Source organism: Streptomyces sp. NPDC041814 (assembly GCF_055590565.1).
In genome coordinates this window covers 388,156-411,994 of record NZ_JBVJAM010000006.1, presented here as the reverse complement: position 1 = coordinate 411,994, position 23,839 = coordinate 388,156, and the positions used below count along the sequence as shown (strand labels likewise).

Annotated in this window: 17 protein-coding genes and 1 pseudogene; 14 read left to right on the top strand and 4 right to left on the bottom strand. The window is 71.4% G+C overall.

Features of this window, described 5'->3' with window-relative positions:
- The first annotated feature begins 61 nt into the window (after nucleotides 1-61).
- Nucleotides 62-757, top strand: coding sequence for a PAQR family membrane homeostasis protein TrhA (gene trhA / locus ACZ6C6_RS18605; protein ID WP_469203978.1), 696 nt, complete (start codon nucleotides 62-64; stop codon nucleotides 755-757).
- A gap of 52 nt (nucleotides 758-809) precedes the next feature.
- Here trhA and ACZ6C6_RS18600 read toward each other — a convergent pair whose 3' ends face one another.
- A complete protein-coding gene (locus ACZ6C6_RS18600) occupies nucleotides 810-2,816 on the bottom strand; it encodes a thioredoxin domain-containing protein (RefSeq protein WP_469203976.1) in 2,007 nt (668 codons plus the stop codon).
- A 108-nt stretch (nucleotides 2,817-2,924) separates the two neighbouring features.
- On the opposite strand from ACZ6C6_RS18600, the gene ACZ6C6_RS18595 reads away from it, so the two are divergent.
- The gene (locus tag ACZ6C6_RS18595) at nucleotides 2,925-3,491 is read left to right on the top strand and encodes a Uma2 family endonuclease (RefSeq protein WP_469203974.1); all 567 of its coding nucleotides are present in this window, start codon (nucleotides 2,925-2,927) and stop codon (nucleotides 3,489-3,491) included.
- A 43-nt stretch (nucleotides 3,492-3,534) separates the two neighbouring features.
- On the opposite strand, the gene ACZ6C6_RS18590 is transcribed toward ACZ6C6_RS18595, so the two are convergent.
- Nucleotides 3,535-7,515, bottom strand: coding sequence for a helix-turn-helix domain-containing protein (locus ACZ6C6_RS18590; RefSeq protein ID WP_469204040.1), 3,981 nt, complete (start codon nucleotides 7,513-7,515; stop codon nucleotides 3,535-3,537).
- Nucleotides 7,516-8,667: 1,152 nt separating this feature from the next.
- Here ACZ6C6_RS18590 and ACZ6C6_RS18585 point away from each other — a divergent pair.
- From ACZ6C6_RS18585 to ACZ6C6_RS18565, 5 genes are read left to right on the top strand one after another with little or no spacing between them, the layout of a single operon-like run.
- The gene (locus tag ACZ6C6_RS18585; protein ID WP_469203972.1) at nucleotides 8,668-10,299 is read left to right on the top strand and encodes a type I-E CRISPR-associated protein Cse1/CasA; all 1,632 of its coding nucleotides are present in this window, start codon (nucleotides 8,668-8,670) and stop codon (nucleotides 10,297-10,299) included.
- The gene (gene casB, locus ACZ6C6_RS18580) at nucleotides 10,292-10,846 is read left to right on the top strand and encodes a type I-E CRISPR-associated protein Cse2/CasB (protein WP_469203970.1); all 555 of its coding nucleotides are present in this window, start codon (nucleotides 10,292-10,294) and stop codon (nucleotides 10,844-10,846) included. Before ACZ6C6_RS18585 ends, casB begins: the two co-directional genes overlap by 8 nt.
- A 55-nt stretch (nucleotides 10,847-10,901) precedes the next feature.
- Nucleotides 10,902-12,257, top strand: coding sequence for a type I-E CRISPR-associated protein Cas7/Cse4/CasC (locus ACZ6C6_RS18575; protein ID WP_469203968.1), 1,356 nt, complete (start codon nucleotides 10,902-10,904; stop codon nucleotides 12,255-12,257).
- Nucleotides 12,254-13,153, top strand: a complete 900-nt coding sequence (cas5e, locus tag ACZ6C6_RS18570) for a type I-E CRISPR-associated protein Cas5/CasD (RefSeq protein ID WP_469203966.1) — start codon at nucleotides 12,254-12,256, stop codon at nucleotides 13,151-13,153. Before ACZ6C6_RS18575 ends, cas5e begins: the two co-directional genes overlap by 4 nt.
- Complete coding sequence (locus tag ACZ6C6_RS18565; RefSeq protein ID WP_469203965.1) at nucleotides 13,150-13,899, top strand: type I-E CRISPR-associated protein Cas6/Cse3/CasE; 750 nt, start codon at nucleotides 13,150-13,152, stop codon at nucleotides 13,897-13,899. Before cas5e ends, ACZ6C6_RS18565 begins: the two co-directional genes overlap by 4 nt.
- 64 nt (nucleotides 13,900-13,963) lie before the next feature.
- Here ACZ6C6_RS18565 and ACZ6C6_RS18560 read toward each other — a convergent pair whose 3' ends face one another.
- A complete protein-coding gene (locus ACZ6C6_RS18560) occupies nucleotides 13,964-15,655 on the bottom strand; it encodes a CBS domain-containing protein (RefSeq protein WP_469203963.1) in 1,692 nt (563 codons plus the stop codon).
- 159 nt (nucleotides 15,656-15,814) lie between these two features.
- Between ACZ6C6_RS18560 and ACZ6C6_RS18555 the strand changes: the two genes are divergently transcribed.
- Both ACZ6C6_RS18555 and ACZ6C6_RS18550 read left to right on the top strand, forming a co-directional pair.
- Nucleotides 15,815-16,078, top strand: coding sequence for a hypothetical protein (locus ACZ6C6_RS18555; protein ID WP_469203961.1), 264 nt, complete (start codon nucleotides 15,815-15,817; stop codon nucleotides 16,076-16,078).
- Nucleotides 16,075-16,482, top strand: a complete 408-nt coding sequence (locus ACZ6C6_RS18550) for a PIN domain-containing protein (RefSeq protein ID WP_469203959.1) — start codon at nucleotides 16,075-16,077, stop codon at nucleotides 16,480-16,482. The genes ACZ6C6_RS18555 and ACZ6C6_RS18550 overlap by 4 nt, the downstream gene beginning before the upstream one ends.
- A gap of 33 nt (nucleotides 16,483-16,515) precedes the next feature.
- On the opposite strand, the pseudogene ACZ6C6_RS18545 reads toward ACZ6C6_RS18550, so the two are convergent.
- Nucleotides 16,516-16,671 (bottom strand): annotated as a pseudogene (locus tag ACZ6C6_RS18545) (DUF255 domain-containing protein); the annotation flags it as partial.
- A 171-nt stretch (nucleotides 16,672-16,842) separates the two neighbouring features.
- On the opposite strand from ACZ6C6_RS18545, the gene ACZ6C6_RS18540 reads away from it, so the two are divergent.
- The 5 genes from ACZ6C6_RS18540 to ACZ6C6_RS18520 all read left to right on the top strand — a co-directional run bounded on the left by ACZ6C6_RS18540 (nucleotide 16,843) and on the right by ACZ6C6_RS18520 (nucleotide 23,816).
- On the top strand, nucleotides 16,843-17,586 hold the full coding sequence (locus tag ACZ6C6_RS18540; protein WP_469203958.1) for an FHA domain-containing protein: 744 nt from the start codon (nucleotides 16,843-16,845) through the stop codon (nucleotides 17,584-17,586).
- Nucleotides 17,583-18,974 carry a protein kinase domain-containing protein gene (locus ACZ6C6_RS18535; RefSeq protein ID WP_469203956.1) on the top strand — a complete coding sequence of 464 codons (1,392 nt, stop codon included), beginning with the start codon at nucleotides 17,583-17,585 and terminating at the stop codon, nucleotides 18,972-18,974. The genes ACZ6C6_RS18540 and ACZ6C6_RS18535 overlap by 4 nt, the downstream gene beginning before the upstream one ends.
- Nucleotides 18,975-19,056: 82 nt before the next feature.
- The gene (locus ACZ6C6_RS18530; protein ID WP_469203954.1) at nucleotides 19,057-19,962 is read left to right on the top strand and encodes a hypothetical protein; all 906 of its coding nucleotides are present in this window, start codon (nucleotides 19,057-19,059) and stop codon (nucleotides 19,960-19,962) included.
- A 96-nt stretch (nucleotides 19,963-20,058) separates the two neighbouring features.
- Complete coding sequence (locus tag ACZ6C6_RS18525; protein WP_469203952.1) at nucleotides 20,059-20,496, top strand: hypothetical protein; 438 nt, start codon at nucleotides 20,059-20,061, stop codon at nucleotides 20,494-20,496.
- Nucleotides 20,497-20,615: 119 nt separating this feature from the next.
- A complete protein-coding gene (locus tag ACZ6C6_RS18520) occupies nucleotides 20,616-23,816 on the top strand; it encodes a tetratricopeptide repeat protein (protein ID WP_469203950.1) in 3,201 nt (1,066 codons plus the stop codon).
- Nucleotides 23,817-23,839 lie beyond the last annotated feature (23 nt).

Here is a 23,839-nt window from a genome sequence, read left to right as displayed (position 1 = left end):
GCATCAGCACTCGGTCACCGCCCATATCCACTCCCTACGGGGGCGTAGGTACGATGCGGGAATGACTGCTGCCGCCGCGCCCGACACCGCCGGTCCCCGCCCGGCCACGCTCGCCGACGCTCCGCCGAAGCCACGGATGCGCGGCTGGCTGCACGCCGGGATGTTCCCCGCCGTCGTCATAGCGGGCCTGTTCCTCGTCGCCCTCTCGGACAGCACCCGGGGCCGGATCGCCTGTGCGATCTACGTCCTGACGGCGTGCCTGCTCTTCGGCGTGAGCGCGCTCTACCACCGGGGTACGTGGGGGCCGCGCGGCGAGGCCGTGCTGCGCAGGCTCGACCACGCGAACATCTTCCTGATCATCGCGGGGACGTACACCCCGCTGACCCTGCTCCTGCTGCCCGAGTCCACCGGCACCCCGCTGCTGTGGGCGGTATGGGCGGCGGCGCTCGCGGGTATCGCCTTCCGGGTCTTCTGGGTCGGCGCCCCGCGCTGGCTGTACACCCCGTGCTACATCGCGATGGGCTGGGCTGCGGTCTTCTTCCTGCCGGACTTCATGCGGACCGGCGGGATCGCGGTGCTGGTGCTGGTCGTCGTCGGCGGCGTGCTCTACAGCGCGGGCGGCATCATCTACGGCATCAAGCGGCCGAACCCGTCACCGCGCTGGTTCGGCTTCCACGAGGTGTTCCACTCGCTGACGCTGGCCGCGTTCGTGGTGCACTACGTCGGCATCTCGCTGGTGGCGTACAACCACAGCTGACGCCTCTCGGGGGCTTTCGCGGGGGGCACCCCTGGGCGCCCCCGCTCCCCGCTCAGACCCCGCCGAGTGCGCGGGCCAGCGCCTCCGCGTCCGTCGTCGGCGCCTCGCAGACGAAGTGCCTGCAGACGTACGCGGTCGGCGCACCGTCCGCCATCGGCCGGCCGGCCAGCAGCGGGAACTCCGCCCCGCCCGGCTCCCCCGCCGCCACGACCGCGCCGGGCGCCCGCCCGAGCAGAGCCGTACGGTGCAGCTCCCCGCCGACCGGCCCCGCCACGGCGACCTCGCGCGGCCCGTCGAGCAGCGCCTCGGCCACGGCGAGCCCCCAGCCGATGAAGCGCGGGGCGCGCGGGCCCAGCGCCTTCACGACGCCCAGGGCCTCCTCGGCGGCGGTGCGGTGCGGCTCGGAGCCGGTGTGCGCGGCGTACGAGAGGAGCGCACCGGCGGCGGCCGTCCAGCCGGCCGGGGTCGCGCTGTCGGTGGGGTCCTGGGGGCGCCGGATGAGCTGCTCGGCGTCGTCCGCGGTGTCGTAGAGCTGACCGCCCTCGCCCCGGAAGTGCTGGAGCACGATGTCCAGCAGGAATCCGGCGAACTCCAGCCAGACCCCCTCGCCGGTGACCCCGGCCAGCGCGAGGAAGCCCTCCGCGACGTCCCCGTAGTCCTCAAGGACCCCGGCGTGGTCACCGGCGCGCCCGTCCTTCGACGTCCGCACCAGCCGGGCGACGGGGCCCATGTGCACCCGCACCAGCAGGTCGGCGGCCTCGGTGGCCCGCTCGACCAGGTCGGGCCGGTCGAAGAAGGCGCCGGTCTCCGCGAGCGCGGCGATGGCGAGCCCGTTCCAGGCGGCGACGATCTTGTCGTCGCGCCCGGGTCGCGGACGCTCCTCGCGGGCGGCGAGCAGCCGCTGCCGTACGCCGGCGGCGCGGGGGTCGTCGGGGTCGCCCGGCAGCTGGAGCACCGAGGAGCCCTCCTCGAAGGTGCCCTCCTCGGTCACCCCGAAGTACTCGGCGGCGAACGCGGCGTCCTCCTCGCCCAGCACCTCGCGCAGCTGCTCGGGCGTCCACACGTAGTACGCGCCCTCGACGTGCCTGCCGTGCGCGTCCTCGCTGTCGGCGTCGAGCGCGGAGGCGAAGCCGCCCTCGGGCGTCCGCAGCTCGCGCACCATGAAGTCGGCGGTCTCCAGGGCCACCCGCCGGGCGAGTCCGGACCCGGTGGACCGCCAGAGGTGGGCGTACACGCGGCAGAGCAGCGCGTTGTCGTACAGCATCTTCTCGAAGTGCGGGACGACCCACTCCCGGTCCACGGCATACCGGGCGAACCCGCCGCCGAGCTGGTCGTAGATCCCGCCCCTGGCCATCGCCGCGCAGGTGTCGGCGGCCATCTGAAGCGCCCCGTCCGCGCCCGTGCGGGCGTGGTGGCGCAGCAGGAACTCCAGCGCCATGGACGGCGGGAACTTGGGCGCCCCGCCGAACCCGCCCCGCTTCTCGTCGTAGTCCCGGGTCAGCCCGAGCAGCGCCTGCGCGAGCTCCGCCTCCCCGGGCGGCCCGTCGCCGCCATGGGCGAGGCTGCGCTCGGACAGGTCCCGCACGATCCGCCCGGCGACCTCCCCGACCTCGTCGCGCCGGTCGGTCCAGGCGGCGGTGACCCCTTCGAGCACCTGCCGGAACGACGGCATCCCGTGCCGGGCCTCGGGCGGGAAGTAGGTCCCGAAGTAGAACGGCTCGGCGTCCGCGGTGAGAAACACGGTCATCGGCCACCCGCCCTGCCCGGTGGCCGCCTGCACCGCCTCCATGTACACGGCATCCACGTCGGGCCGCTCTTCACGGTCCACCTTGACGGACACGAAGTGCTCGTTCATGTACGCGGCGGTCGCCTCGTCCTCGAACGACTCGTGCGCCATGACGTGGCACCAGTGGCAGGACGAGTACCCCACGCTCAGCAGCACGGGCACCCTGCGCCGCCGCGCCTCCTCGAACGCCTCGGGCGACCAGGGCCACCAGTCGACCGGATTGTCAGCATGCTGAAGCAGATACGGCGAGGTCACACCAGCCAACCGGTTCATACGGGCCAGCCTCTCACAGCGCCGGTCCCGGGCACGGGGACCACCGCGAGACACTAGGCTGAGCCTCAACGGTCCCGGACTGTTCACACTCCTCGATGGAGGTACACCATGACCGCCGAGATGGTGGCGCCCGAGTGGATGCACGCGCAGATCAGCGCGGAGCAGTACGACTCGTGGTCCGAGGAGCAGTGCGCCGGCATCGAGATCGTGGACGGGATGGTCGTCGTGAGCCCGAGTGCCTCCAAGCGCCACAACCGGCTGGCCCGCATCCTGGCCAACGCCCTGGACGCCGCCGCGGGCCCGGACTGGAACGCGGACACGGACTTCGACGTCCGCCTCCAGGACGTCCCCCTCACCAACCGCCGCCCGGACGTCACGGTGTACCGGGCTGACACCATCGACCTCACACCGACGCGCCCCGAGCACGTCCTCCTGGTCGTCGAGGTCGTGTCGCCAGGCTCGGAGACCACGGACCGGATCGTGAAGGTGGACCAGTACGCCAAGGCCGGCATCCCCTTCTACTGGCGCGTCGAGCAAACCGCCACCGGGGTCCCGATCGTGTACACGTACGTCCTCGACCCCGCCACCAGGACTTACCGGGACGGCGAGATGTTCACCGGCGCGGTGAAAGCCAGCGCACCTTTTTCCGTCGCAGTCGATCTTGGGGACATGTAGGAAACGGAAAGTCGCCGCGCACAGCGAAGTGAATACGGCTCGGTCACACCAGCCAACGGTGCACGTCTTGCGCCATGGCGCCAAGGCGTCTTGGTGCTCCGGGAGCAAGGAAGGGGAGCAGCGGGATCACGCGTGTCCAGGCATCGGATCGCAGGATCTCCATGGCGATGCTCCGGGCCGCCTCCGTGTCAGGGGAACAGTCGCGGGTCCCAGCACGGGCGAGTGCCAGACAGGTGCGGAGAACCCGGGCGTGGGCTCCACTGTCCGCGGACGGCGCCACCTGGGCGCCCGCCAGGTGCATGGCGGCGGTGCCGAGAGCCGTCGCGCGGTCGTCCGGCGTCCGCGCTGCGTGGGCGTGCCGCCGCACGGCGGCGATGTCGCCGTTCACCGCTGCCAAGAGCGCCAGTTCGGCAGACGCCTGCGGTTCCCGCTGACCGGCGCGCCTCCATCTGCCCACCGCGCTGTCGGCTGCGTCCACGGCTTCGTCCGGAACGCAACCGAGCCGTTCCAGCAAAGCGAGGACGGCCATCGCCCGTGCCGGCGCCGCCATGGCGGGGGCGGTCATGCGCAGCACGGCCCGGCCAAGGACGTCGTTCAACCGGGGGGAAGGGTTCCGGACGTCGGGGAAGGCAAGGAGCAGCGCCGCCAGCTCGGAGAGGGGGACGCGTGGGCCGGCAACCCCCATCCGCCGCGCGAGGACCTCCACCAAAGGCTCGGCAACCCGTGCGCCCGCCTCCGGGCTGTGGTGCACGAGTCCGGCAGCGACGGCCGTCAGGGTCTGCAGCCGTTGCCCGGTGTTTCCCGCGGCCATGGCCGTGGCGGCGGCCTCGTCCCCTGCGTGAGCGAGGACCTGAGCCACGGCGTTGACCAGGTCGGGCGCAGCTGAGGCGGACAGCAGCCGAGCCGCTGCCCGGGCGTGACGGGCGCCCGGGCCCTCGTGTCCGGCGAGAGAACAGCCGAGGGAGAGAGCCGCCAGGTGTCGCACGCGGGCATGCATGTCAGGCAGGTGCAGCACGAGCGCTTCGGCCTCATCGGATGCGCCTGCCGCGCCCATGGCCTGGCAGAGTTCCGCAGTCCAGTCTCCGGTGAGACAGCGGGTGCTCGCGGGCTGTACCGCAGGTCGGCCTCGCAGGGCCGTCTCCAGAAGTTCCCGGCCGCTCAGGAGGTGGCCCGCGCGCACGTGGTCGTCCGCCTCCAGAAGCAGGGGAATAAGGGGCTGCTCCGGACGATCGGGGCACGGGCCGTCGCCTGGGCGCAGCAGGCCGGTCGCTCGCCGTTGCGGATCGTGGCGGAGGGGCGGGGAGGAGGAGCGCGTGCCCTCGTTTGGCGCTGTCCGTGGCGCCTCGGAAGCTGTCCGTGTGGGCGGTGGCGCCCCGGGGACGTGTGCGCTGTGGGCCATCCGCCCTGCGTTCAGCATCGCCCGCTCGGTGTCAGCCTCCCTGCGCTTCGCCTTGCGCTCCTTCTCCGTGTTCTCAACAGCCTCCCGCGCTGCCTCGCCGGCCCGTCGCACCCTCTCCTTCTCAGCCGCGCAGAGGATCAACTGCGCGCGTTCCAACAGGAGGTCCCCAAGGATTCCGGCGCGCTGGTCCTCCGGTACGGCCTCCATCTGGCGTCTGACGCCGTCATGGTCGCCCACCGCTTTCATGGCCACTGTGGCCTCGGCCAGCCGCTCCAGCGTCCCGGCGAGTTCGCGGCGCAGGTGGGCGCGATCGGCTTCCGACAAGGCGTCGCGCGAGGAGTCGGGGTCCCTCAGTACCTCGATCGCCCGACGCATCCGGGTGCGGGCCCGCCGCAGTTGCTCGGCGGCCCTGCGATGCCGCCTCGCGGGCAGAGCGACGAGCACTGACGCCGCGGTGGCCAGGACATCGACCGTTCCCAGTCCATCCGCGTCACCGAGGTCCTCGCAGACTGCCTCGATGCGATCACCGGCGTATGAGCCCAGATGGGGCGCCGCCTTCGCTAACGCTCCAAAGAGTTCGACGGCCGCGGTCCGGGCACGCAGGTCGCCCGCGCTGAGCGTCTCCGCCCGGAAGTACAGCGCCATGACGGCGCCCAGTTCCCCAGCCGCTTCGGCGGTCACGGCCGTCCCGGCCGCCGGGTCTCGGAACACCGCTTGGAACAAGGGCCGGGCGGTGGCGGAACCGTGCAGACGGGCAAGCGTCGCGGCGGCGCGTAGGAGTCGTTCGTACGTCTCTGGGGCCCGGAAGGCGGCGGGAAAGTCCTGGTGCTCGTGGTCCCGGGCCAGCCACTCTCCCGCCTCCTGGACAAGAGCGTCGACGTTCCCGTGGGCTTGTCCCACGGAGGGTCGTTCCGCGTGGGCCAGCTCCACCGCCACCTCCGCCAGATGGACGGCCCGGTCGACGGCCGTGGGCGCGGAGCGGGCCAGGCCGCGCGCACGCTCCACGTCCCCGAGCCGGACGAAGAGAGCCGGGGCTCCGTCGGGAACGTACGTGTCGGTTGCCTGGCGCAGCAGAGTCCGCGCACCGCAGAGGGCAGCCAGTTGCGCCAGCCGGTCGGCGGACGTGATGCCCGCCGCCGTGCGAATTTCCTCCTCGAAGGCGTCAAACTGGGCGAGCGGGACGTCGGGCCCGGCGGCGCGGGCGAGCCGCCGCAGGCGCGGCACGTCGAGTACGTACGAGATGCGTTCGGCGATCCCGGTCAGTAGACGGAGCTGATGCGCCAAGGGGTACGGAGGAGTGTCGTCCGGCCAGCCGGCCGCGCGCCACCTTCGCGCCCAGAGCAGCAACTCCTCGGTGTACCGCCGGACCGCAGCACTTCCCAGGTCCTCGCGTACCGCGTGCACAACGCGGGAGTCCGCCAGGGCGTACGTCCCGAGCACGGGGTCCTCGGTCACGAGGGCGCGCCCTGACGGGCCGCGCACCAGGCGGTCGAGGTGGTCCACAGAGAGCCCGGTCAGCTCCGCCAGGTCCGTGATCCGCAGGCTGCCGTCCGCCACGGCCAGCAGTCCCGCGACCGGTTCGCCCAGCGCGGTGGCGTCGGGTGGCGGCCGTCGGTGTCTCGGCACCCCGTCGATCGGCAGGAGGGTGCGCAGATTCTGGCTCTGCCGCAAGGGGTGCCGCTTCCGGGGGACGTCGCGAGGAAGGGGGACGCAGCGGCGGAGAGAGACGATGACGCGCATGTTGGGCGGTGGTACGGCGGGCAGAAGCGCGGCGATGCTCCCGCGCGCGGTTCTCCGTACGGCCCGGGCCAGGTGCTCGGGTCCGCCCGTGGAACGGGCTCCGGACCCAGGGGCCCCGCCGTCGTCGGCCGGCTCCGGCCGCCCGGCTCCGTCGCCCGACCAGGCCACGTCGTCGTCGAGTCCGTCGACCACGAGCAGGAGGTTCCGTCCGTGTCCCGCGCTCTTCTCGGCGGCCTGGGCGAATCGGGCGTTCCACGCCCGGGTGCCCTTGGGCACCAGGCTCCTCTTCTTCATGTCGAGAAGCCGGTCGATCTGGGCGGAGATCTCGTGCTCGAACGCGGCTCGGGTGTCGGTGCCGTGGGAGGCGGAGACGAAGAAGGTCAAGATGTCGCTGCTGATCGGGGGCCTATGACGGACGTAGCCGGCGAGCAGCGTCGTCTTGCCCACGGGGCCGTCGGCGTGCCAGCACAGGTAGGACGGCGCGCCGGAACGGGATTCCTGCGCGAACGCCTTCATCTCCGCGCGTTCGTTCGCGCGCGGGCGGACTTCGGAGGCGGACACGTCGGGGACCGAGCCGTGGAGGCCGATGAAGCGAAGGCCGGGGTCGGCCTTCCGCCGGTTGATGGGGATCTGCCGGTGCTGCGTGCTCTTCGCTTCCGCCTTCGCCGCCGTCACAGCGGCTTCCCACTCCGCGTCCGAGTGCAACGTCGGCGGGCCGTTCCCGCTCTGTGACCGGGCCAGTACGGCCAGGAGGGCACGCACGTGATCCACCGAGGGGACCCTCTCCCCCCTAAGCCAGTTCTGCAGCGTCGCACGGGAGACACGCAGTTCCCTGGCCACGCCGTTGTACGTCAGGCTCCGGGAACTCCACGCCTGCTGAAGCATTCCGCGCAGCGCGTCCCGCGCTCCCCGGGCTGAACCCTCCACCACCCGCCCCCAGTCGTGTTCGTTACGCGGAAAACTCAGCCGCCGCCGTAACAATTCAAGCGTTTGACCTGCGGAGATCGTGCGGCATGAGCAGCGCAACTGGGTTGCATGGGTGCGACGCCGCCAGTCTGGAGCCATCACCGCAAGCAGCCGAAACGGGCTCCCGACAGAAGGTCAACTCATGCCTCAGCTCCATGAACTCGCTGTCTACACCGCGCTCTTGAGCGGAACCGCCGGTCTACTCTACGGGGTCGCCCTGATCACCGCGGCCCTCGTCTCCGTCCTCGCTTCCACGCAGGATCGCCGCAGGGACGCGCGGACGACGCTCAGCATCCTGGTACGCCGACGCCCGCGTTGAGCCCGGCCGCGCCCCCAAACGACACCCGCCGCCACCCCCGCAGGGCATCTGGCATCGAAGCCGAACGCCATCTGGGATCGAACTCGGACGGTCGGAGTGCTTTGGCTTAGGCAACCTGTTGGACACCCCGCTCCGTGAAGGCCTGAAATCGCCTTTCTCCACTAGAAGTTGATCGGCAGACTCCTGCTGTTGCCACCCCGCTCGGGCCGTGGCGTTGTCTGCAGCTCGGCGACCGCCGAGGTGCAGACCTCGACGCGGAGGAGCGACATGGGCAGGGCAACACGCAGGTGGCTGGGGCGCCGCAGGGCTGAGCTGGTCCTCACCCTCGTGGCTGGAGTGGTCAGCGCAGTGGCTGCCAAGGTGGTCGACCAGCTCTGGTAGAGGGCCGTTCTCGACGCGAAGAGAGCGCCGAGAACGGCCGGCCCCGGCAATGAACGGTTCCCGTTCCGCGCGCACGGGGCGGGAACCGTTCGCACCTCGCCGGTCTCCCGGTGAGGTCCTGCCAGGGGTGCCGAGTCATCGGCACCTCGAATTTTAGTCCTTTGCGCAGGTGCCATCCGGCCGGATGGCGAGTACGGGCACTACCAAGGACCGTCCCGGCCGGGGAAGCGTTTCCCGCTTTCCGCGGGAGTGGCCCGTCGGATGGCCGTAGAGCCCTGGGATGGGCTTTGCCCCGCATACGCGGGGGTCGTGTTTCACCGGGGACCGACAGTTTGATCGAGCGGCAACCGAACAGAAGGAGGTGGCACTGATTGCCCGAGGCCCGACCGGCGGTTTCCGCCGGGCAGCGCGCCAGTTGGGACCCTCGCTCGCAGCCGTGCATCCCCGCCGTCGGTCTCGACGGTGCGACCGCGCACCATTCACTGCGTGCGGTCTTCGAGCGGGCCGACGACCTAGCCGCCCCCGACTGCGCCTCGCCGGGGGAGACCGTCGCCGTCATCGAGTACTTGCTGGCCATCTGCTTCGCCTCCGGCACCTGCCCGTCCTCCGACAAGGACTGGCTCGCCTGGGTCCTGGGCCGACGGTCTCTCGCACCGGCCGCCGAGTGGTTGTCGAGGCAACCGGCGGACTGCTGGGACCTGTTCCACCCCACGCAGCCCCTGGCGCAGAATTCCGACCTGGCGAACGATCTCCGCCGGAGCGGCACCGGAACCGCTCAGCTGGTCATCGAGCACTCCGGCGACTACAACCAGCACTTCGACCATCATCATCTCGAACGGGACAATCCGCTCCCTGCGGCGGACGCGTTCCGCGCCACCCTCACCCAGCACGTCTACGGTCCATACGGACGGGCCCGCATGTCCGGCGGCGAACTCGGCGCCCGGGTCACCAACCTCGCTGCGGGTCGCCTGACCGGCAGAATCCGGGTCGTCACCCTGGGGGGAACGCTCGGCGAGACGCTGCGCCTGAACCTCTATCCGCCCGACGGACCGGGCGAGCCGCTCAACACCTCCTGGACCACGTCCGTCCTTGAGCAGCGCAGGTTCGATGAGAAGCGGAAGCCCCGGGCGCCCCGGAGCTCCGCGGACCTGCACAGCGTCCTGGGGCGTTCCGTACTGCTGCGTCCGGCGCACGGTCCGCACGGGCAGGTCATGGTCGACCGGGTTCTGATCGGTGCAGGTGAGGTGCTGGAGCTCGACCCGGCGCGGCACCTCCAGGACGCCGTGTACAGCACAACGACGAACGGCGTGTCTAAGCCCCTGTGGCCCTCGCCCAGCCGGGCCCTCTGGCAACAGGCCCATGCCTTGTACGGCGCCGTCAACGACGGCAGGGGCGGGATGTACGCACGGCTGCGGTCCCTTCTCCCGTACCGGCGACCGGAGCCGCAGGAGCAGGACCGGGAGACGCAGCAGGGCGCCCCGTACCACCTCTGGGCCGTCGGCCTCCTGGCCAACAAGACGCTCCCCGTCATCTGGACCCACGGCGCCTACCCCTACGCCCCCGGGATGGCCGCGCACCTCTACCGCGCGTCCCGCCGCGGCTCGGACATCGCCGAGTATTTGGCGCGGACCCTCAAGAACGCGGCGATCGTGGCCGCCGAGACCGCGTTCCCCGCCATGCGAGCCGCGGACGAGCCGGGTCAGGTGGCACGGCTCGATGCCCGGTACGGCTTCTGGCCCGCAGCCGAAGACCCCTTCCTCGAACTTCTGGACGAAGTGGTCGACCGGGGATTCGAGGACGACGATCCGGTGTCCGCTCCCTTGATCGCCTACGCGCTGAAGTTGATGATCACGGCCCGGACCCGGTTGCTCCAACTCCTCGACACCCTGCCGCCCGGCCACCGCTACAACCAAGCACGGTCCCGGGCCGTGGGGCTCTTCGAGGAGGCCGTGTCCGGGAGCCGGGCTCCGGCCGAACTCCGAGGGGAGATTGCACTTGACTGAGCAGCATCCGTCGCCCGGTACGGAAGAGCATCGTTTCCCGCACGACAGCGCGGCACTGATCACTTGGCTCACCACCCTCGTCCGGAACCGCGAGTACGGGACGCTCGCCGATCTCCGACGGTCCCGGGTTCGCACCAACGCGCACATCCGCGCGGGCTGGTACGGCGGCGACGACCACCGCGACCTCTTCGAGCGGATGGCCTTCCTGTTCGCGGTCTACCACCAGGGGCGCTCCACGCCCTCGTACGGCCACGGCAGCTTCGGCGACGCGGCCCGCAGGATCGGGGACGGGACCGGGCGCGGGCCGGACAATCCCGGTGCCCAACGGCTGCTGGACCGGGTCGTCGCGAGCCGGCGCGTGCCCTGGCGCCACCTCCAGCACGGGATCACCCGGCTCCGCTCCTGCGAACAGCCCCCGCCGTCCTGGACCGCCCTGACCGACGATCTCATCCTGTGGCACGACCGCAAGGCGCGCATCGCCTACGAGTGGTCGGTCCATTTCCATACCCCTCCCGGGGCGGCCGGGAAGCGCGGAACGACCCCGTGACGCGAGTGACTTTGCCGCCGGCGATTCCATCGACGATTCGAAGGGACACCACCTCGTGACCGAGCCACCTCGGAGCCAGTTCCTCTCCCTGCACCTCCTCGAGACCTTGGCCGCAGTCCTCCCGGTCAGGGACGAGAACGGGCAGCCCAAGTCGCTGGTCTTCGGCGGTGTGGAGCGCCACATGATCACGAGCCAGGCGCGCCGGCGTGCCGAGCGGGTCCACGCCCGCAACCGGGCCAACGCCGGCCTGGGTGAGCTCAAGGGGCGCGCCATGGGCGTCCGTACCCGGGAGTGGGCCCTTCTGGCAGGTCGTGAGCTCGAGTCCGTCCACGGCTGGGACGGGGGCACGGCGCTGGTCACGGCGCGCGCGGTAATGGAGGCCAGCGGTCTCAAGTTCGGCGATCCGAAGAAGAAGACCGTGGCCAATCTGACCAAGGTGCTCGTCTTCGCCCCATCCGACGCCGGAGCGAGGATCGCGCGCCACATCGCCGAGCGGGTGGGGGAGATCGAGGAGTGGCGCGACGCCTATCTCGAAGCCCAGGCCCGCATCGAGGCGGCGAAGAAGCAGACGCGCCGGGGGGCGAAGAGCAAGGGCGCGGCAGAGCCGGATGCACAGGAGCCGCCCGGGGAATCCGCCACGGACGTCACGCTGCCCCGGCTGCCCAAGGCCACCCGCGACGCCGTGCTGCTGGCCCTCGCTCCCCGGGACGCCGTGGACATCGCTCTCTACGGCCGGTTCCTCGCCGAGATTCCCGACTCGCCCAACGTCGACGGCGCCGTCCAGACGGGCCACGCCTTCACGGTGCACGAAGCGGAACAGATCGAGGACTTCTACGCGGCTGCCGATGACGCGAAGCTCGACCGCAAGCGCAATGCCCTCGACTTCCTCGACGCCGCGGGCGACGCAGGCGCGGGTATGACCGGGTATCAGTCCCTGATCTCCGGCACCTTCTACCGACACGCAGTCCTCGACCGTACGCAGCTTCGCGTCAATCTGAGGGTGGCCGGAATGGGCGAGGCGGAAGCCGAACAGGTAGCGTCCGAGGCTGAGAAGGAGTTCGTGAATTCCTTCGTGGAGGCTTTTCCGGAAGCGAAAAAGAACTCGACTGCGTCCACCGGGTCGCTGCCGGTGCTCGTCCTGGCCTTCGAAGGGGACCGTCCCTACAACTACGCGTCCGCCTTCCAGCGGCCGGTCGACGAAGAGCCCCTGGCGGCCGGCGGGGAGGGACCGGCGGGACCCGCCGCCGTGCGCAGACTGCTGCGCCACCACCTCTTCGTCAGCCGCCGTCGCGCCGATCTGCGCACCGCACGGTTGCTTACGTACGACCCCGAGATCGATCTGCTCCTGGGAGAACTGGAGCTGCCGGCGGCGCTGTCCGTGGTGGAACGGGCCGAGGACCTCACACCGTGAGCGGCGCGAACGACTCGCACGTCCTCCTCGTCCGGCTGGCGGGTCCCCTGCAGTCCTGGGGCATCTCCGGCAGATTTGCCCGCCGCGACACACACAGTCGTCCGACGAAGTCAGGCGTGATCGGTCTGTGCGCCGCAGCCCTCGGGCTGTCGCGGGAAGACCCGCTCGGGGAACTCGCCGAGGTGCGCTTCGGGGTGCGGGCCGACCGCCCCGGCACGTCGCTGCGCGACTACCACACAGTGGGCGGCGGGACGTATCCGCTGCGTCCGCGAGACCTGATCACCGACCACCGGCGAGCCGTCAAGGCGACCACGGACCCGCTGCCCGAGTCGTCACCGGACGGCACACCGGAGTCCGGTCCGTTCGGACGTGCCGAGCTGCGGGCCTGGTACGGCTCACCGAAGTACGTCACCGCCGACCCGGAGTCAGGAGTGCTCGTCTCCGGGGAGGTCCGCCGCCACAGCCTGATCACGGAGCGCTGGTACCTCGCCGACGCCGCCTTCCTCGTCGGTCTGGAGCACGGGAACAGGGTCCTCCTGGAGCGTGTGGCCCATGCCCTGGAGCACCCGAATCGGCTGCTCTGGCTCGGCCGCAAGGCCTGTCCGCCGTCAGGAGACCTCGCCCTCCGCATCGCTCCGGGCTCACTCAAGGACGCTTTCGAGACGCACTCCCTGCTTCCCGACGCCGTCGGTCCCGAAGCCGATCCGTCGGCAAACGCGCGGCGCATACGTCCGTGGGCCTGGATCGAGAGCAGACGGCCGCTCCCCGGCGTCGGCCCCCTGTCCGACCAGCCCGTGCAATTCGGAGCGGGCGGCGGGACTCACAGTCTCCGCTGGGAAACCCGCCACCGCATCACCATCGCCGCACACGCCCATGGATGGGACATCATCCTGTGAACGCCACCCCTACCGCGCCGAACGCCTCGTCGGACAAGGGGCGGACCGCCAGGTTCGTCGCCGCGCAGAGTCTGCTGACCCTGGACGCCCGGCATCCGTTCGCCGGCAAATCACTCATCGACGCGCAGGACATGCACCGGACCGTCATGAGCGGCTTCCCCGGCTGGGTGGATGACGGCAGCCCGGACCCTCGTGCCCAGATGGGCATCCTGTCGACCTGGACCGTCGACCTCCGGCAGGCGCGCCTCAACCTGGTGGTCCAGTCGTCGCTCCCCGCCGACTGGAGCGGGATTCCCCGTGCGGCGCTGGTCGAGAAGCCTGAGCACCTCACGGTCGATCGCACCTTCCGCACCGGCGACAGCGTCGTCTTCCGCACGGTCGTCAATCCCGTACGCAGCATTCCGGCTCCGCCGGGCTCTCCGCCGGGGACCCGGGGCACCCGCGTCCCCCACACACGCCCCGAACATGTGAAGGGATGGTTCACGCGCCGCCTTCAACGGCCCGGCGATCCCGCGGTCGCCCCGGACGGCGTCACCCGCATCGGAGCGGACGCCGACACCGATCGGATCGCCGTACGCATGCTCCCGAGCGTCTCGAGCCCAGCGCCTCACAAGGGCCTGCGCATCGCTCGTGCGGAGATCAAGGGCACCCTCACGGTCACCGACCCCACGGCCTTCGTCGCGGTGCTCGCCCAGGGCATCGGCCACGCACGCGCATACAGCTGCGGGCTGGTCCTCGTACGCTGAACCATTGCGAGAACGGCTCGACGGCAGCAGGCCAGGGCGCAGCAGAACCAAACCCGCCGTGCGCTCAGGCTTGTGGCTGAACAGTCTTCAGCATCTGCAGAGCGACCTCGATCTCCTGGACGGCACTGGCACGGTCATCGTCACTCGTGTGGAAGTGCATGGTCTCGTTACATATCTTTCGAACGCGATCCATGCGTTCGGCGAAGCTCTGCTGCGGGAACTGCCAACCCGTTGCCTGCCAGACGTCATCCCGCTTGAGCAGAGTGATGTAGTCAGAAAAGTTCATGCCCTGCTCCGTGAGCTTGACGATCCTTGCGGGATCGCCGGGAAGCCCGTATGCGCCATGAGCCTGCTTCACCCGTATCAGAGCCTTCTTGAGCGCTCGGCGCAGACGCAGTTCAAGCTCTTGGAGGAGGGCGTACGGACGAAGTTCCTGCTCGAATCTGTGGGCCAGGTCGTGGCCGGTCACGATCCCGGAGAGGCTGCCGTCGGGATTGAGTACGAAGACGCAACCGTGGTCGGCCACATCCGCCAGACAGTCCACCATGGGCTCATCGGTGCGTATCGACCGGACCTTCAACACTGCGGCATCTTCGACCAGCGCGGTTGCAGGGCGGTTGGTCGCACCGATTTCCCGCCAGGTGATGGAGCCGCGCAAGTGACCGTCGTCGTCGAGGACCGGGAGCTGGTCATACGTGTTCTCGGACAGAAGTTCCACAGCTCGGCTGAGCGGGTCGCTGAGCCTGACGGTCTTCAGTTCACTGCGCGCCGACGGCAACCGCCCCACGGTCACCAACACGGGCGCCGGGCGAGCCGGCTCCTCGTCATCGTCGCCGCTCTCCCCCTCTCCGGCCCCACCAAGGATCAGGCTGACATCGCCGACATCCGAGGTCCCGGACGCCTCGTCGACCGGGAGATCCACCGGGGAGTCATCTCCTTCTTCCGGCTCCAATTCCAGGTCGGCGGTCTCCGCGCCCGACGTCTGCCGCTCAGCCTCCGGGGCCAGCCCGATGGGCACGACGCGGACCATGTGGTCGATCGACGGGACCTCGGTGAGGGGAGGGACAACCGCGAGACCGAGATCGTCCAGATCCCGGCGAATGGTGGCGATCGCCTTGCCCGAGCGGCTCACGAAGTCCCAGATGCTGAGCAGGTCCCGTACGGCAAGTCTGACCGGCTCGCCCGCCGGGGCTTCGGCCACCTTGTCGGCCAGTTCAGCAGGTCCTTGCAACAATCGCAGGTCAGCCGGAGCGTCAGGGTTTCCCGGATCGGAGTCCCCCGCCGCGAGTGCGGTGAGACGCTTCACGGCATCGAGGCGGCGCAACTCGCTCACCGTGAGGAGGGAGCCGATCGTGGCACGCAGGTCGGCGCGGAGCTCCGAACGCGGCACATCGGTCCGCTTCCACGTGACAGCACGTACATGCCGGAGTCCCGGAGCGGCCTCTGCACGGAACCGGTAATCGCCAGTGAGGTATCCGATGGCAATGTCGCCCGCCTTGAGCGGCAGGACGATCAGGTCCCCGGTCCGCATGACGGCGCGAAAACGCCACAGTTGCCCGCGCCAGTTGCCGAGAACGCGTGGGTTTTCACGGGGATACGCCTTGGCAAGCTCGGCTTTGAGGTCTCCCGGCGTTGTACAGCCCGACAGGTCACCGACCTCGGGCCAGCCGGCGATCGTCAAACCCTCGGACAGGGAGACGGTCTCCCTCTCGTCGTCCGCACCGGCGCGCACCATCCATGCCCGTACAGCGCCCACGTCGTCCCCTCGAACCTGTCGTTACTGAATATCGAAGTGCGATTCGCCGAGCCTAGCCCGGGCTTCCTGATCACGAAAAGCGGGTCATCACTCCGCTGACAACAGCCACACGCATGAACAGCACTCGCGGTGTAATAGAGCTTGTCCTACACTTTGAACATGAAGCCGACCCGCGCTGGAACCACCGAGAACATCTCCGTGTCCATGCCCGCCGAGCTGGTCAGCGAGCTCCGCTCTCGAACCGGCCGCCGCGGGCTGTCCGGCTACATCACCGAAGCTGTCAAACACCAGCTCGCCATGGACGGGCTCGCCGAGATCGTCGCGGCCCATGAGGAAGAGCACGGCGCGCTCACGGACCAGGAGATCGAAGCCGCTCGACGCGAGCTGTTCGGAGATGAGCACGCCGAGCGGGGCGCCGCGTGAAGGAGCAGCCGGCTCGCTCGCTGGTGCTCGACTCCGAGGCGCTCTCTCTGCTCCTGCGCAACGACCGTGGTATGGCCGCTCGCATCGAGGCATCCCGGCAGGCGGGGGTTCCCGTCCTCGTGTCCGCACTGACGATCGTTGAAGCCGTACACGGGAAGACCGATCTGGCGCGCCTGAAGTGGGTACTCTCCCGACTGCGGGTGGAACCGGTCAGCCAGGAGGACTCACTTACCGCAGTTCAGCTGCTTCAGGACGCAGGCGGGCTGCACGGGCACAAGTACGCGATCGATGCCCTCGTCGCCGCGCTTGCGCTCCGCGCCCCGGCCCCCGTGATCGTTCTTACCTCCGACCGGGACGACTGGTCGAAGCTCTGCGGGAAGCGCGTGATCATCAGGGACGTGTAAGCACCGTCGACTACTGGGTCTGTGAGGTCACTGGCACCAGTGGCAGGACGAGTACCCCACGCTCAGCAGCACGGGCACCCCGCGCCGCCGCGCCTCCTCGAACGCCTCGGGCGACCAGGGCCACCAGTCGACCGGATTGTCAGCATGCTGAAGCAGATACGGCGAGGTCACACCAGCCAACCGGTTCATACGGGCCAGCCTCTCACAGCGCCGGTCCCGGGCACGGGGACCGCACGGACTCCCCGCAGGAGAGGTTCCGGTGCGGGGTGGCGGCGCGGGTCCGCACGCGCGTCATGCGGACATTTATCCGGGGGCCCTACCCTGCGGCGCATGGTTCGTCTCGGGGGAAGGAATCTGGGTGTGTACACCATTGTCGTGGTACCCGGGCCCGGTATGCGGCCCGGTGAGAAGGTGCGGCTGGGCCCCGGGGAGGCGTTGCGGTTCGGGCGGGGGGTGTCCGGGCGGGGGCTGGGGATCCCGCATGACGGGGTGTCGCGTTGCGCGGGGGAGATCGTCGCGACCGACACGTACTGGGTGCTCAGCAATCTGAGCCGTACGGCGACCTATGCCGTCGAGAACCCCGAGGGCGCCGGGGAGCACATCAAGGTGGCGCCCGGGCGGCTCGGCGCGCCGGTGGCGTTCGAGTTCGCGCGGGTCGTGCTGCCCGCGGGGCACGAGCTGGTGAGCTTCGACGTGTGGGCGCCGCGCCACGATTACGCGGCGGAGGCCGAGGCGGTGGGCCGGGACGGGGAGGCGACCGCGCTCGCCTTTCCGCTCGACCGGTCGAAGCGGTACTTCACCGTGCTCGCGACCCTGTGCGAGCCACGGCTGCGCGGCGAACCGTATGCGCCGCTGCCCACCGTGGAGCAGGTCGTGGAGCGGCTGCGTCCGCTGTGGCCGGCGGCGAACCGGGCGGCTGTGCAGTGGAACATCGACTACCTCGCGGTGAAGCTGCGGCTCAAGCCCGGGCCCGAGTCCTGTGAGGCGGGGCCCCGCCTGAACGGCAAGAAGGACGCGCTCGTCGCACTGGCGCTGCGGTTCGACCTGGTGCGCGAGGACGACCTGACGGCGCTGCGCCCCGCGGCGAACGGGGCGGTCCGGTGAGCGGGCAGCGGCCGTACGCCGTCGCATCCGTGCCGCCCGGCTACCGCGTCGGGCCCTGGATCGTCGAGAAGCCCCTCGGCGCGGGCGCGTTCGGGAACGTGTACGCGGCCCGTCACGAGATCCCGGGCGCCCAGCCGGAGCGCGCGGCGCTGAAGTTCCTGCCCACCGGTACGCACACGCCCCGTCAGCTGCGCCACCTGCGGGAACTGGCCGAGCGCGAGGTGGCCCTGCTCCGCCGGCTCAGGTCGCCCCGGCTGATCCGGATGTACGAGGCGCTCGCCGTGGACGATCCGGAGCATCCCGAACTCGACGGCGCCACCGTGCTCGTGCTGGAGGAGGCGCGCCAATCGCTCGACGCGTTACTGGGGACGGACCACGCGCCGGAGAACGGCCCCGCCCTGCTCGTACAGGTCTGCGAGGGGCTGCGCCAACTGCACGACGCGGGCTGGGTCCACGGGGATCTCAAGCCCGGCAACGTACTCCTGATGAAGGACGGCACCGCCCGGCTCGGCGACTTCAACATGGCCGCCGAACTGGAGGGCACGCATGCCTATGCGCCCGCGTTCGGAACCGCCGACTACACGCCGCCCGAGCTGCTGTGGTCCGAGGTCGGCGAGCGGGGCATACGGATCCGGAAGACCGCGGACATCTGGGCGTTCGGGGTGCTGGCCCATCTGGTCCTGACCGGTTCCTTCCCGCTTCCCGGGGGCACGCCGACCGCCCGCCGGGACGCGGCGGTGCGCTTCGCGCGCGGCGAGGAGGAGCTGCGCCTGGCGGGCGAACTGCCGGACGCCTGGCGGGAGATCGTGCGGGACTGCCTCGCCCGCACCCACGAGGAGCGGGCCCCGCACGACGCGCCGTCACTGCTGCGCAGGGTCACGGCCGCCGCGGCGGGCCGGGAGCCGCGCCCGCGCCGCAGCCGTCGTCCCCTGCTGGTCGCGGTGGCCGCCGCCCTCGCGGTGACGGCTGCGGGCCTCGGGGCGTGGGCCCGGTGGGACGACGACCCGGCCGGGAAGCCCGGGGCCCGGGAGAGCGCGAGCCCGGTCGCAGGGGCGGAAGAGGCGAACGACGCGGGGTACGACCGTTGCCCCGCCCGGTCCGTGTGCTTCTTCCCGGAGGCGGACGGCCAGGGCGACATGTGCGCCTGGGACGGCGACGATCCCGACTGGACGGACGGCATGAACGACTGCGCGTGGGCGTCCGAGAGGTCACCGGGCTCGATCTTCAACAACGGCGGCGCCGATCCCAACGGCTTCGTGAACGTCTCGTACTTCAAGGAGCAGGAGTTGCACGGGCGCCTCGGCTGCGTCGAGCGGGGCGAGCGGAAGAACCTCACCCTCGCCTCGCATGTGCAGTCCCACACGTGGGCGAAGAGCTGCACCCTCTGACGTACGAGGTACCGCCCCGCCCGCCCCGGCGGGATGGTGTGGGTGTGCCACCGGGGGGTGGCACACCAACGGGGGTGGTGGCATGAATCGGGGGATCATCGCCGCGTGCACGGTCGCGGTGGCCTTGGCGGTCACCGCGACCGGGTGTACGCACGACGGCGCCTCCGAGCAGGGGTGGAAGCGCGACGCCACTTCGGCGGAGCGGCTGCGGATCTCCGACGCCGTCCAGGTGCTGACCGAACGGTGCATGGAGCGCCAGGGGTTCCGGTACTGGGCGGGTGTCCGGCTGAGCGAGGAGGAGAGCCGGGTCGCCGGTTACGTCAACGACGACACGGCGTGGGCCGCCGCGCACGGCTACGGCAGCCGCATCGACGAGAAGGCCGACCGCGCCCGGCGGGCGAACCCGAACGGGAAGTACCGCGCCGGTCTGTCGCCTCGGCGGCGTGCCGCGTACGACGCGGCGCTCGGCGGCGGCCCGGACACCCCGGTCGTCACCGCCGAGGTCCCCACGCCGAACGGGACGGGCCGGATCGGCAAGCGGCTCGGCGGCTGCTCGGCGGAGGCCGAGGAGAAGCTGTACGGGGACCCTGCCGCCTGGTTCCGCGCCGACAAGGCCGTTTCGAGCCTCCAGGGGCTGTACGTGCCCCGGATCACCCGCGACGCGAAGTTCACCGCGGCACTCGCGGCCTGGGCCCGCTGCATGAGCCGGGCCGGACACCCGTACCCCGACCCGCCCGCCGCACGGGACGCGGTGGCCCGGCAGTCCGCCGGGCTCCCGCGCGACGAGGCGTTCGCGGCGGAGAAGCGCGTCGCGGTCGCCGAGGCGCGGTGCGCCCGGGAGAGCTCGCTCGCGGCCGTCGCCCGGGAACGCGAGACCTACTACCGCGACCGCCTCCCCGACCGGTACCGCGAGCTGATCGGCACGCACCGGCGGCTGGAACACCAGGCGTACGTACGCGCGACCGGGCTCACCGGCCCGCGCGCCTGACCCGGCCGCCCCCACAGACCTCCACGGCGCCCTGCCGTGGACCATCACGCCTCCGACGAGGCAGACACACAGGAGCGAATCATGCGAAAGCTGGGCATGTCCATCGCAGTACTCGGTCTCGCCGCCGCCGGGCTGCTCGTCCCCGCGACGACCGCCCAGGCGTCCGCCGCGTCCAACCACTGCAACGACATCTGGCCGGGCCGGAACGGCTACGTGTACGCGTACGACTCCACGTACTGCTACAACAAGCTGGGCGCCGCCGCCGGAAACGACGCCGACTGGGACACGGCGGGCGGCGGCTTCGAGAACGCCAGGGACAAGGCGTCGTCCGTGCTGAACGCCGGCTACACCGGCGACCTGTCCACGGTGAAGTTCTACTGGCTGCAGAACTACGAGGGCGGCTACGCCTGCATCTCCGCGGGCGAGTTCTTCGTGGACGACCTGTCCCGGAACAAGTTCACCAACGGCTACAACGTGAACAACAACATCCGGTCCCACAAGTGGGTCAACAGCTGCGACAACTGGATGCACTGACCCAACCCCCGTGCGGCCCACCGGTGTTCCCGGCCGGTGGGCCGCTCCCCTCCCTCGCGCGGACGCGCCGTACGAAGGACACTGGACCCTCGCGACCGGCGGAGCCGAGGGGGACACGGATGCAGATGAGGGACGGCCACCGGGCCGACGCGGAACGACTGTTGGCCCGGGCCGTGGAGGAAGAGGCACGACGCAGCGGCGGACGGACCGACCCGTCCGTCCTGCTGACCCGGGCGCGGACCGCCCTGGACACCATCGCGGAGGGCGCGGCGGAGGAGTACGCGGCGTATGTGCGGGCGCTCGACGCGTCGGCGGGCGAGCAACGCTTCAGCCGGGAGAGCATGGCGACGCCGTTACTGGTCACGGGTGTCGCCGCAGCGGCGGCCTTCGGCGCCGATGTGGCGCTCGGCACCGCGTCCGGTCTCGCGCTCGGCGCGGGCGCGGTCGTCGCCGTGGCGGGGGCCACCGCGACGGTCGCCAAGGCCACCGCCTCGCACCGGCCGGCGGCCCGGGCGGGCGCGAGTCCGGAGCAGTTGCGGCTGCAGTGGCTGGCCGCCCTGGACGTACGGGGCATACGCCCGTTCCTCGACCAGCAGCGGATGCTCGCCGCCACCACCCGCGCCCCGGCGAAGAAGGCAGCGGCCAAGGCGCGCACCCCGCTGCGCGGCGGGGACCGCAGCGCGGCCGCGCGGATGCGGTCGCTCCTTGAGCAGTCGTTCGGGCATCTCCCGGCGGCCGACGGGCCGTTCGCGGGGCGGCGGGCCGAGCTGGCCCGCATCGGCCAGTGGGTGCACGCGGCCCGCGCGTCGACCGAGACGAAGCCGACCGTCGTCGTGCTGCACGGTCCTCCGGGCGCCGGGCGCACCACGCTCGCCGTGCGGGCGGCGCACGAGCTGAAGGACCAGTTCAAGGGCGCGTGCGTGGTGGACCTGCGCGGTGCGGCGGAGGGCGAGGCACCACTGCCGACCCGGGACGCGCTGCTGCATCTGCTGAACCGGCTGGGCGCGCCCCGCGAGCAGCTGCTGTTCCGGGACAGCGCGTCCGCCGAGCAGCAGGTGCGCAGGCTCAGCGAGCTGTACCACCAGCACCTGACGGGCACCGCCGTGACGATCGTCCTGGACGACGCCCGGGACGCGGAGCAGGTCGCCACGCTGATCCCGGAGCGCTCCGAAAGCCTGGTCCTGGTCACCGCCCGGGAGCCGCTCGACCTGCCCGGTTCGCTGCCCGCCTGGGTGCACCGGCTGGAGGTCGGCGCCCTCGATCCGGGCGGCGCGGAGGAGCTGCTGCGCGGGGTCTCGCAGGAGGCCGAGCCGGGTCCGTACGACTATCCGTCCAGCGAGGCGATCACCGAGCTGTGCGGCGGGCTGCCGCTGGCCCTGCGCGTCGTGGGTTCGGCGCTCGGGGCGCGTACGGCGGACGTGCTGGCCGCGGACCTCGCCGCGTACGGACCGGTGCCGCCCGTCGAGCGCGCCCTGTGGCTGCGCTACACCGACCAGTCCGAGCAGGCCAGGCGGCTGCTGCGACGGCTCGCGCTGGCGGGCCGGGCGAGCCTGGGCGCGGCGGCGGCAGCGGCCCTGCTCTCCGCCGACGAGCAGGAGGCGGACCGGCTGCTGACGGCCCTGTCCGGGGCCGGGCTGATCGACCACGTGCGCGGCTCCCGCTACCGGCTGCACGACCTGGTGCGCGGCTTCGCCCTGGCCCGGCTGCTGGACGAGGAGGAGCCCGCGGAGCGCGCCGCCGCGCAGGAGCGGCTGATCGCGAACTACGCAGAGCTGGCCGGTGCGGTGATCAGGATGGTGGACGGCAAGATGTCGACCCGGGCCGGCCAGTTCGGCTCGCACGGCTTCAGCTCGCTGGACGCGGCCCTGCGCTGGCTGGACGACGAGTCGAGCTTCATCACCTCCGCCCTGCGGCACGCGGAGGGCGTCGACCAGGCGGCGGTGCTCGCCCTGCTCGGCGCGCTGTGCGACTACTGCCTGCTGCGCGGCGACCTCTACCGGCTGGGCGAGATCAGCGAGCTGTCCCAGGCGGTCGACCAGGGTCTCCTCGAACGGTCGGTGCGGTGGCGCACGGGCATCGCGGCCCGGCAGCTCGGTGAGCTGGACAAGGCCCGCACCACGCTGTCCTCCGTCGTCGGCCTGTACCGGGAGGCGCAGAACGACGCCGGTACGGCGCTGGCGCTGTGCTCCCTCGGCATCACGCTGCACCACCAGGGCAACCTGACCGAGGCGGCGGCCCGGCTCCGCGAGGCGATGGCGCTCCAGCTCGCCGCCGGGCAGGACGCGGACCGGGCCTGGTCGCTGCACGCGCTGGCCGCCGTCGAACGCGACCGGGGCAACCTGGCCGAGGCGGCGGCCCTGCTGGACACCGCGCTCACCCTGCACCGCGAGGGCGAGTCGCTGCACGGGGAGGCATGGACGCGGTTCCAGTCGGGCCAGGTCCGGCTGCGCCTGGGCGAGGTGGCGGAGGCCGAGACCGCCCTGCGCGCCGCCCTCGATCTGTACGGGCGGACCCGCGACGAGCGCGGCATGGCGTGGGCGACGACCCAGCTGGCCCGGGCCCGGCTGCTGGCCGGCGACCCGGGCCCGGCGGTCGAGCAGCTGACGGCGGCCCTGGCCCGGCACCGCGACAACGAGGACGCGCGCGGCGAGGCGTGGACCCTGTACTACCTGGGCCAGGCGCTGGAGGAGACCGGCGACACGGTGGAGGCCGTACGGCAGCTGGAGCGGGCCCGGACGATGTTCTCGCGGATGCGCGACGTCTACGGTCTCGCCTGCGCCCGGCACCACTCGGGGCGCGTCACCCGGGACCAGCGGGCCGCGCAGACGGGCAACCTGCGCAATTCAGGGTTCGCCCGCCAGCTGCTGGCCGACGCGCGGGCGGACTTCCGGCGCATCGGGGTCGCCCACGGCGAGGCGTGGACCTGCCTGGACCTCGCGCTGATCGACGCGGGCAACCAGCGGACACCCCAGGCCCTCGGGCTGTGCGACGAGGCGGTCGCCCTGTTCGAGTCGTACGGGGACGCGCGCGGCGCGGACTGGGCGCGCTTCCTGCGGTGCACGCTGCTGCCGTACGCCTCGCCGGGCGGCGCCGAGGTGGGCACGGTGGTGGCCCAGCAGGAGCTGGCCGAGCTGCGCGCGGCCGGCCACCCGGCCAGGGACCCCAAGGTGGACGACTGCGCCGACACGTACCGGGTGGTCCTGGACCGGGGCGCGGACCTGGAGGCGGGCTGGCAGGCGTGGTCGCTGCACCTGGTCCCGTCCCGCCGGACCCGGGAGATCATGGGTGTGACGGTCCACTCAGGCCCGCCCGGCGATTGAGGGCGTCAACCCGCCGAACGACG

Bases quoted from the DNA above. Each gene is read 5' to 3' on its own strand.
- ACZ6C6_RS18590 (WP_469204040.1), bottom strand. From the start codon at position 7,515: ATGCTTCAGCAGGCGTGGAGTTCCCGGAGCCTGACGTACAACGGCGTG.
- ACZ6C6_RS18555 (WP_469203961.1), top strand. From the start codon at position 15,815: ATGAAGCCGACCCGCGCTGGAACCACCGAGAACATCTCCGTGTCCATG.
- ACZ6C6_RS18520 (WP_469203950.1), top strand. From the start codon at position 20,616: ATGCAGATGAGGGACGGCCACCGGGCCGACGCGGAACGACTGTTGGCC.
- ACZ6C6_RS18595 (WP_469203974.1), top strand. From the start codon at position 2,925: ATGACCGCCGAGATGGTGGCGCCCGAGTGGATGCACGCGCAGATCAGC.
- ACZ6C6_RS18530 (WP_469203954.1), top strand. From the start codon at position 19,057: ATGAATCGGGGGATCATCGCCGCGTGCACGGTCGCGGTGGCCTTGGCG.
- ACZ6C6_RS18600 (WP_469203976.1), bottom strand. From the start codon at position 2,816: ATGAACCGGTTGGCTGGTGTGACCTCGCCGTATCTGCTTCAGCATGCT.
- trhA (WP_469203978.1), top strand. From the start codon at position 62: ATGACTGCTGCCGCCGCGCCCGACACCGCCGGTCCCCGCCCGGCCACG.
- ACZ6C6_RS18525 (WP_469203952.1), top strand. From the start codon at position 20,059: ATGTCCATCGCAGTACTCGGTCTCGCCGCCGCCGGGCTGCTCGTCCCC.